Origin of the sequence: Dryocola boscaweniae, from assembly GCF_025215095.1 — a bacterium.
In the GTDB taxonomy this organism is placed as follows: Bacteria; Pseudomonadota; Gammaproteobacteria; order Enterobacterales; family Enterobacteriaceae; genus Dryocola; species Dryocola boscaweniae.
The window spans coordinates 1-8,792 of the sequence record NZ_JALHAP010000058.1; the positions used below are offsets into that span (position 1 = coordinate 1).

Sequence of the window (8,792 nt, forward strand, 5' to 3'; positions counted from 1 at the left end):
GGCGGCATGTACGCCAACCGTATCCATCTTGTTTCCAGCGAAAAAGGGGTGGGCGTTAACCTTGGCGACCTGAATGCACGCCAGGGCGACATCACGCTCGATGCCAGCGGCAAACTTGCGCTTAAAAGCAGCCTTGCCAGTGGTAGTCTGGTGGCGAAAGGTGAAAGCGTTGCGCTCAAAGGCGAAAACAAAGCAAGCGGCGCACTTACCGTAAATGTACAAACCGATATCACGGTAGACAATGCGCAGCTTGCCAGCGATGGGGATATATCCCTGAGTGGTAAGGGGAAAATAACGCTTGGCAATGCCACGCTTACCGCCGGGAAAGATCTGAATCTGGCTGCCCGTGATTTAACGCAGGGAGGCAATAGCCGCGCAGATGCGGCAAATAATATTACCGCCAGCGTGGCTGGAAAGATCGACAATCAGGGGCAATTTGTTGCCGGGAAAAATATCACTCTCAGCAGTGATACCCTGGCGAACAGCGGGAAATTGAGTGCAAAAGGTACAGCACGGATTTCCGCCAATACGTTGACGAATAACGGAAGCGTACAAAGCATGGGGGATCAGTGGCTGACCGCCGCCACCCTCAACAACAGCGGGCAGTGGCAAAGCGGTGGGAATATCTCGCTGTCCACGCAGAATATGGCGCTCAGCGGACTGTTCAGCAGCAGTCATAATCTGAATCTCAATGTGGCAGATATGCTGAACGTTGGCGCTGGCGGCCAGTTATTGAGCGACGGCTACCTTTCGGCCACGGCCGATACTTTACTGCTGTCTGGCGTCCTGAACGGTCACGACGGTATTACCCTGCGCAGTGGACAACTGGCCAGTAGCGACAACAGTCTGCTGACCAGTAATGGTGCGGTAGACATTGATACTGGCAGCGCGCAGCTGGGCGGTAAGCTTTTTGCTCAGCAGGATGCCACGCTGACCAGCCGCGGCCAGTTCAACACCCTTGCCGGTTCGCAGTTACAGAGCCAACAAAGCCTGATACTGAATGCGCAGCAGGCAAATCTTGCCGGTACCCAGGCTGCGAAAAATACCTTACAGATAAACAATACCGGAACGCTGACTCACAATGGCCAGGGAACCGGGCAGACAATTAACGTTCAGAGCGGGACGCTCACAGCCACTGGCCTGCTACAGGCTACCGGTAACCTTAGTCTGAATAGTGATGCAATCGACCAGAGCGGCACTCTCATTGCAGGACAGAATCTGCGGATTGATGGGCTGTCACTGAATAACCGTGGCACATTACAGGCGGCGGATATTGCCGTTGCCCTGAGTGGTGCGCTTGACAATCAGGCGTCCGGTAAGCTGCTGGCGCAGCGTGGGGTGACGCTCAATGCTTCTATCGTTAACAACGCCGGACAGTTGGTAGCCGACGGTGCATTGGTGTTGAGCACACCACAACTGACCAACTTTGGTCTGCTGCAGGGCCAGAGCCTGACGGTGCGCGGCGACAGTCTGGATAACCGGGGCCAGTTGCTGGCCCGCGATATCACGCTGGCCCAGCAAAATCAGATCGTTAACCAGGCGGATGGCAGGATACTGGCGCAGGATGTCTTGCGTCTCAGCGCTCCTGCTTTAACCAACAGCGGCGCTCTGGCCGCCAGCGACCTGGAACTCACCACAACGACGACTACAAACAGTGGCACGCTGCAGGGCGATAAACGCCTGGCGCTGAACGCTGACGTGCTGAGCAACCAGGCCGGCGCCCAGATCCTCAGTGGCAGCGGGCTGACGCTGACCATTCCGCAACTGGTCAACGTCGGGCTGATCAAAGCCGCCCTCGACATGACGCTGAATGGCACGTCGCTGGATAATGCGGGGGAAATTACCGCCCGCAGGCTGACGCTCAGCCAGCGCGGCGATATCACCAACAGGCAGAACGGTAAACTGCTGGCGCAGGATGCGCTGGCGCTGAAAGGCAACCGTGTCAGCAACAGCGGTGTTGCCGCCGGCGACACCCTGACACTGGATGCCGCCACCGTCATCAACAGCGGCCGGATGCAGGGCAGTAAGGCGTTGACTCTGACCGCAGCGGACCTGAGCAGCCAGGGTGAACTGCTGACTGACGGCGCCCTGACCGCTGCGCTCCTGCGGCTGATTAACACCTGCATTATGCAGGGCCAGAGCCTGACGGTGCGCGGCGACAGCCTGGACAACCGGGGCCAGTTGCTGGCCCGCGATATCACGCTGGCCCAGCAAAACCAGATCGTTAACCAGGCGGATGGCAGGATACTGGCGCAGGATGTCCTGCGCCTCAGCGCTCCTGCTTTAACCAACAGCGGCACCCTGGCCGCCAGCGACCTGGAACTTACCACAACGACGACTACAAACAGTGGCACGCTGCAGGGCGACAATCGCCTGGCGCTGAATGCTGACGTGCTGAGCAACCAGGCCGGCGCCCAGATCCTCAGTGGCAGCGGGCTGATGCTGACCATTCCGCAACTGGTCAACGTCGGGCTGATCAAAGCCGCCCTCGACATGACGCTGAATGGCACGTCGCTGGATAATGCGGGGGAAATTAACGCCCGCAGGCTGACGCTCAGCCAGCGCGGCGATATCACCAACAGGCAGAACGGTAAACTGCTGGCGCAGGATGCGCTGGCGCTGAAAGGCAACCGTGTCAGCAACAGCGGTGTTGCCGCCGGCGACACCCTGACACTGGATGCCGCCACCGTCATCAACAGCGGCCGGATGCAGGGCAGTATGGCGTTGGCTCTGACCGCAGCGGACCTGAGCAGCCAGGGTGAACTGCTGACTGACGGCGCCCTGACCGCTGCGCTCCTGCGGCTGATTAACACCGGCATTATGCAGGGCCAGAGCCTGACGGTGCGCGGCGACAGCCTGGATAACCGGGGTCAGTTGCTGGCCCGCGATATCACGCTGGCCCAGCAAAACCAGATCGTTAACCAGGCGGATGGCAGGATACTGGCGCAGGAGGTGCTGGATCTCACTACTCCATTACTGGTTAACGACGGCGTGCTGGCGACAGATCGTTTCACCATTAATAGTAATTATCTGATTAATAGGGGATTGTTGCAGGGGAGTACACAGCTTGACCTGACAGTACCCAACCTCGACAACCAGGCCACTGGCCAGATAATCACTGACGGCAGCCTGACGCTGGATGCCACGAGCCTAAACAATAGCGGCTTGTTGCAAGGTGACATTCTGACTGTTCATACCGGGCAATGGCGTAATGACGGCAATACTCTCGGTCAAAACGGTGTAACCGCCACAATAAATGGCGAAATGACTGGTAATGGCAGACTACTCAGTCAGCAGGCGCTGCAACTCACGGCAAAAACCCTGACGAACGGTGGGATGATGGCGGCTGACAGCATCACACTTAATACCGACAAGCTGCTCAACGGTGGGCTTATTCAGGGTAACCACGTCTTAACGGTAACAAAAGGGAACATCACCAATACTCTGGCTGGACAATTCATCAGTGGCCAGGGACTGAATCTGACAGGCGATCTGCTGGACAACCAGGGCCTGTTGCAGGGCGACATTCTAACGGTGAATGCCGGAGAGTGGAGTAATAGCGGAAATGCGCTCGGCAGTCATGGCGTGACTGGCATGGTTAGCGGTACGTTGACCAGCGATGGCATCCTGCTGAGCCAGACCGATATGCGACTGCAGGCAAAGACGCTCAGTAACGGCGGTACCCTGGCAGCAAACAACCTGATAATCAGCGCGGACATCCTGAGCAATAATGGCCTGTTGCAGGGTAACTCGCTTCTGACTCTTAACACCTCGCAGCTTAGCAACCTTGTTGGCGGGCAACTTATCAGCGGTGGCGCGCTGGCGTTAAACCTGACAAAACTGATCAATGCCGGAGCATTGCAGGTCAATAAATTGTTCACCCTGAATGCTGCAAATCTTGATAACAGCGGGACTCTGCAGGCACAGAATATTAACCTGATCCTGAGTGGTGCGCTGACCAATCAAAAAAATGGAAAGATGCTTGCGCAACAGGCATTAACCGCGCAGACCGGCACTATCAGCAATAACGGTGGGGTCATGGCGGGCGACATCCTTGACCTCACCGGCGATGGCATCATTAGTAGTGGTCTGTTACAGGGTAATAGTAGCTTGACGCTCGGCGGCTCCGCGCTGAGTAATCTTACCGAAGGGCAGATACTTACCGATGGCGCGCTGAATCTCAATTTCGGGCAGCTTGATAATGCTGGCCTGCTGCAGGGTAATTCTCTGTCCCTTATCAGCAATCGCTGGAGCAACAGCGGTCGTGCGCTGGCCTTGCAGAGCCTGAACGCCAGGATAAATGGTGACTTCAACAATACAGGCCTGCTCTTAAGTCAGGGCAGTTTACAGCTCAATGCACAGGCCTTTGATAATAGCGGGCAATTGGCCGCAGACACCGTCAGCTTGTCCGGCGGCAGTCTCGATAACCGCGGGACTCTACAGGGTAATAACGGTTTCATACTCACCAACAGTTCAATGACAAATCGGGCCGGTGGGCAGCTTATCAGCAGTTCCGATATGCGCCTTGATGCTGCAGAACAGAGCAATAGCGGTCTGATTATCGCCCTGGCCCTGTTAACCCTTAATGCTGAAAATCTGGACAACCACGGTACTTTTCAGGCTGACAGCCTGCAACTGAAAGTGAACCAGCAGTTGACCAGTCAGCAGGATGGTCGGTTACTGGCAAAGCAGGCTCTGAACTTTAATGGTGGCAAGCTGGTTAATGATGGACAGATAGCCGGCGATCGTCTGACGCTAAACGTTACGAATACCACTAACCAGGGGTTATTGCAGGGGGCATATTTATTGGCCCTGACGGGTACTGGCCTGAACAACCTCATCGGTGGACGGCTATTAACCGACGGCGTACTCGATCTTACGACCACTCAATTGATCAACGGCGGTACCCTGCAGGGTCAGAAAGTAAAGGTGAACAGCGGAGTATGGAATAACACCGGCAGCACCCTCGGGACCGACACACTGGATATTACCGTAGCAGGTGACCTGACCAATAGCGGCCATTTACTGAGCCAGGGTACAACCCAGGTCAACAGCGCGCAACTGACCAATACCGGCGCACTGCTTAGCGAAGGCAACGTCACTCTTATCGGTAACAAACTGGTCAACCGTGGCAGTATACAGGGTGGCAACCTGAACGTGGGTAATGGCCAGGTTGACAACAGCGGTACGCTAATCGGTTTGCAGTCGCTGACGCTTCAGGCTGCACAAAACCTTCAGGCCCGTCTGTTAATGACGCAGCCACTGCAAGTGCTGACTAACAACAACGGCGGTTCACTGCTCACTCAGGGCATCCTGAACATAAACGGCGGCGACATTACTAACAACGGTAGCTGGCAGGGACAGCAAATTTTGCTTACCGCCAATAAGTTGCAAAACAACGGTGCGATCCAAAGTGCCGATGGGATGAACCTGACGCTGAGCGGCGATCTGCTTTCGGCAGCAAACAGCAAAATCACTGCTAACGGCAGTGCGGCATTACAGGCCCTGGGCCTGACGAATAACGGACAATGGATTGCCAAAAACCTCACGCTGCGTGGAAACACATTCAACAATAGCGGCGAAACCAGTGGAGTTAACGGTTTAACGTTATCGCTTAATGGCGCGTTTAATCAGCAGCAGGGCAAAACGCTGCTGACGGGCGGCACGCTGGCGCTCAATGCGGCTTCGGTCACTAACCTTGGCCGCATACAGGGCGGCGATACGCAAATCACCAGCGGCACGCTGGATAATCAGGGACGTATTCAGGGAGATAACGGCCTTCGGCTTACACTCACCGGCAACCTGACCAACAGCGCAGCGGGTTCTATCCTCAGCCAGAAAGGGCTAATTGTCACTACTCCGAATCTTATCAACTACGGCGTTTTACAGGGAGGGACCAGCTCGCGTATCGATGCTGCTAACTCGACGCGTAACGATGGCAAGCTACTGTTCGGTAGCGATCTAACGTTAAATACCGCTGGGTTGACTAATAACGGCTGGATGCAGGCCACCACGCTGCTGCTGAACGCGACCAGCGCTTCTAATAACGGTACATTGCTGGCAGATCAGCAGGCAACGCTGACCGGTAACACTCTCAACAATCAGAGCACCATTCAGGCAGCGAACCTGACTTCGAACTATCAAGGGCTGACCAACAGCGGCACGCTTCTGGGCAATAATCAACTCACTATCACCGCAAACCAGGTAACCCATCAGGCTGCGGGTAAACTGTTCAGCGGCGGCAATCTGTTGTTAAACAGTGCCGGTTTCGATCAGATCGGCCAGGTGGTAGCGCTCGGCAATCTGACCGTTGGCCTGACGAACGCCTTTACTACCCGCAACGTGATGGCGGCAGGCAACATACTGACGCTGAGTAGTAACGGCAACATCACTAACCAGAGTGTGATGCAGGGCCAGGGGCTGAACATCCGCGCTGGTGGTGTGTTGACTAACAATGGTCAACTGACCGCTGGCACTGCTGCCAGCAACCTGAGCGGCAGCCGTATCGCAATGAATGCCGCAGGTACGCTGCAATCTGGTGGCGATATCGCGCTGACCAGCGCCAGCGATATTGTATTCAACGGTTTTACCGGTACGCGCGGCAGCCTGACCGCTAGCGCAACCGGTACTTTACTGAATACCGCGCTGCTATATGCGGGCAATAATATGAGCCTGTTAGCCAACAGCATCCGCAACCAGCGCGGCGATATTCTTGCGGGCAATAGTCTTTGGATGCAGCGAGATGCGGCAGGTAATGCCAATACCGAAGTGGTGAATACTTCCGGAGCGATTGAAACGCAGAACGGCGATATTACGATTAAGACCGGGCATCTGCTAAATGAGCGTGATGGTCTGAATGTAAGTAGCTGGAATGAAACATCAACTTTGGTCTCTGGTGTAGGTGACGACACGCTATCTATATATGTCAGAGACCTGCCAACAACCGCTTACTCTTTAGAACAATGGACAACAAGAGGTTATCGGAACTGTACCTGCGCGATAGAGTACGATATCTATCACACTATGTATAAGCCCACGTCTGAAGCTATGACGCAGACTTTTGCTGACGTAACAAATCACCTTGAAGTTACGGCAACAGGAGGCGCGGCTCGCATTTCATCGGGACGGAATCTTCTCGTTAACGCTGGAGCCCTGGAAAATCAGGCTAGTTTTATCCTGAGTGCTAATGACACGGTTCTTTCTGGAAATCAGCTAAATAACGCGAGCTATCAATCCGGAACGACTGCTAATTACTATCAATACATTTATGAGTCTTCCACCGGGGGACAAACTTCAGAAGATGGCTACAAATTACCTCTCTCCTATTCATCTTTTGTTTATAGGCTGACAGGAAGAACATCTGAAAGCGTTTTGGGTGAACTTTACCGCGCCGTAATCCAGGCTGGCGGCAACGTCGTTGCTAATTTCACAAATAACATTAGCAACACCACTACCACGGCCAACGCGGGTGGCGTAAGCACCACTATTTCTGCGCCATCACTTAACACTCTTAGCAACCAGAATATCAGCGGCGGCGTACAGAAGCAGAATCTCGCCAGCGCGGATAAAGTAACCGTTGGTTCGCCGCAGTGGCAGGATCAGTTGCAGAATGCATTGCAACAAATCAACGGTGGTGGAAGCCTTGCCAGCCTTAATACCGCACAGGGCAATACCATTAGCTTGAATGGTGGTCAGGTTGGGTTGAACCAATACGGCGCCTCTGGCGGCACAGTGGATATTAATGGTAATGCCGTCGGTATGAATGATTACAGCACCCACGGCGGTAACGGGGTAAATCTCAGTGGTCAGGGCAGTAGTTTGAATAACTATGCTGCCGCCAGCGGCAATACCTCCTCCCTGTCCGGCAATTCGGCCAGCCTGAATGGATATAAAGCTTCTACCGGCAATGCTGAGACGGTAAACATTCGTGCTGTGGATTTAAGCGCCTACCCATTACCGACCAGTAACAACGGCTATTTTGTTGCTGTCAGCGATCCGAAAAGCCCTTATCTCATCGCCACTAACCCTAAACTGGATGGTCTCGGCCAGCTTGATCCGTCGCTGTTTGGCGATCTCTACGATCTGATGGGGGTTAAACCCGGCAGCGCCCCGCGTGAAACCAACAGCGCTTACACAGATCAAAATAAATTCCTCGGTTCTTCTTACTTCCTGGACAGGCTCAACCTGAAACCAGAGTACGACTACCGCTTCCTGGGGGACGCGGCCTTTGATACGCGTTATGTCAGTAATGCCATGCTTAACCAGACCGGCAACCGTTATCTCAATGGTGTGGGTTCCGATCTTGAGCAGATGCAGTATCTGATGGATAACGCTGCCCGTGCGCAACAGTCCCTCGGCCTGAACTTTGGTGTAGCACTGACTGCTGACCAGATTGCCGCTCTCGACCACAGCATCCTGTGGTGGGAAGCGACCGTCATCAACGGTGAAACGGTGCTGGTACCAAAACTCTATCTTTCGCCGAAAGACGTCACGGTGAATAACGGCAGCGTGATTGCCGGCAATAATGTCACCCTGAATGGTGGGAACATCACCAACAGCGGCAGCACGCTGAGTGCAAACAATAACCTGAGCATCAACAGCGACAACAGCATCAGCAACCTGAATGCCGGGCTGATAAGCGCGGGCGGCGGGCTGCAACTGAGCGCGCTGGGCGACATCAATAACATCGGCTCAACCATCAGCGGTAAAACGGTGGCGCTTGAGAGTATAAACGGAAGCATCAACAATATTACGCTCGCAGATACCTGGAGCCTGGCGGCGCCCGGTAAGAA

The 8,792-nt window shown here is 54.6% G+C and carries 1 protein-coding gene; it reads left to right on the plus strand.

What is annotated here, in order from left to right; translation table 11 throughout:
• A partial coding sequence (locus tag MUA00_RS00345) for a beta strand repeat-containing protein (RefSeq protein WP_408639680.1) occupies window positions 1-8,792 on the plus strand: 8,792 nt, incomplete at both ends.